This window comes from Nocardiopsis lucentensis DSM 44048 (assembly GCF_000341125.1).
Taxonomy (GTDB): domain Bacteria; phylum Actinomycetota; class Actinomycetes; order Streptosporangiales; family Streptosporangiaceae; genus Nocardiopsis; species Nocardiopsis lucentensis.
This window is the reverse complement of sequence record NZ_ANBC01000261.1, coordinates 1-1,927: the sequence shown is the minus strand read 5'-3', so window position 1 is coordinate 1,927 and position 1,927 is coordinate 1. Positions and strand designations below refer to the sequence as shown.

The window sequence follows — 1,927 nt, the reverse complement described above, 5'->3', positions numbered from 1 at the left end:
ACCCCCGCCGACGGCTCGCCCCGCAGGGCCAGCGCGGCGCTCAGCCGCTCCGCGACGGTGCTCTTGCCCGAGCCCGAGCGCCCCTCGACCGCGACCACGCGCAAGGGCCGCCTCCGGCCCCGGGCCAGCACGGCCGAGGCCAGGTGGTCGGCCCACCGGTCGTCGCTGGTCCGCACGCGTTCCACTGACACATCCCGCACCCTAGGCCATGGCCGCCGACCACGTCCTAGCAGCCGCCCCGTGTTCCGGCTTGCGTTCACTGCTTGTAGCATGCCTCACAGCAGCGCGGGGCGCTGACCGATGATCGACCACGAGGGGGAGCCGGGTGACCGACGCCACCGTGACGCCCGGATCCCAGTCCGCCCTGCGGCAGGCCAACGAACGGCGCGTCGTGGAGGTCCTGCGCCGGGACGGGACGCGTACCCAGGCGGAACTGGCCCGGGCGACCGGCCTGTCCGCCGCGAGCGTGTCCAACATCGTGCGCGGGCTGCGCGCGGCGGGCACGGTCTCGGTCCGTGACACGGCCTCCAACGGCCGGCGGGCCAGGGCGGTCACCCTGCTGCGCCCGCCGGGCGCGGTCTTGGCGGTCGACTTCACCGTGGACGGCGTCGCGGTCGGTGTGGGGGACAGCGACGGCAACCTTCTGGCGCGCGAGGAGATCGGCTACGACGTCGCCGCCGACCCCGAGCGCGGAGTGCGCCGCGCCGCGTGGCTGGCCGAGATCACCCTCCAACGGGCGCGGATCGACCTGCGCACGGTGTCCTCGGCCGTGGCCTCCGTTCCGGGCCCGGTCGACCCGGGCACGGGAGAGGTCGGGCGGATCTCGTGCGTGCCCCGCTGGACGGGCTTCCGTCCGGCCGAGGCCCTCGGCGAACGCCTCGGTGTCCCCGTGGTGGCGGAGAACGACGCCAACCTCGCGGCCCTGGCCGAACGCCGGATCGGTGCTGGTGAGGGCGCTGGCCACCTCATCCACCTGGTCATCGGGGAGGGGGTCGGCGCGGGGATCGTCCTGTCCGGGGAGCTGTTCCGCGGCGCGGGCGGTACCGCGGGCGAGATCGGGCACATCACGCTCGACCCGCGTGGTCCGGTGTGCCGCTGCGGCAATCGGGGCTGTCTGGAGACCTTCGTCGGGGCGCGTTACCTGCTGGACATGCTGCCCCAGAACTCCGAGGTCGCGCGGGGCCCGGGCGGGCCCCGGGTGGCCGACGTCGTCGCGGCCGCGCGCTCCGGCGACCTGGGAAGCCGGCGCGTCATCGCGGAGGCGGGCACGGCGCTCGGCCAGGGGCTGGCCATCGCCGCCAACCTGTTCAACCCGGACCGGGTGACCGTCGGCGGCGACCTGGCGGAGGCGGGGGAGCTGCTGCTCGATCCGATGGCGCGCGCGATGGAGCTCGGGGCCCTGGGCAGCGCGCGGGAGGACCTGACCCTGATGTCGGGTGCGCTCGGTCGGGACGCGGCCCTGTACGGGGCGCTGTGGACCGCGGCGCACGTCGCCCTCTGAGAACCCGTCTTCGGGCCCTTGCGGCACTGCCCCTTCGCCCTTCGTCCACCGCCCGGATCCGCCCCGTCGCCGTCCCCGGCGCCCCCGCCGCCTTCACGCGGCGCCCACTCCTCGTCTCGCATACGGTGAAGCACGAGGTCAGGGCCGCTTCGTTCGGGTGAACGCGGGAGTGTTCGCAACATTCTTCACATGGCGTCACACTCCCTCTTTGCTGCTCTGACCTGGGCTTTTAATGGCTTTAACGGGTGAATGCAGCACTCGTGATGTTTCGGTTATGTGTTCATCAGTTGACGGCAAGCCGTCGGTGAGGTTTGACTTCACACCACCACTCGCGAGTTCCCACACCGATCCCCCGTCCAGAGAGGCACCCCGCGTTGAGCACACGACGCCCTTCCACGTCACGAGCGGCCGCCCTGGCCCTCCCGG

1 protein-coding gene is annotated in these 1,927 nt (G+C 73.1%); it reads left to right on the top strand.

Going from position 1 to position 1,927, the window contains the following annotated elements; translation table 11 throughout:
* Nucleotides 1–325 precede the first annotated feature (325 nt).
* Nucleotides 326–1,501, top strand: a complete 1,176-nt coding sequence (locus D471_RS0108935) for an ROK family transcriptional regulator (protein WP_017598306.1) — start codon at nt 326–328, stop codon at nt 1,499–1,501.
* The last annotated feature ends 426 nt before the right edge of the window (nt 1,502–1,927 follow it).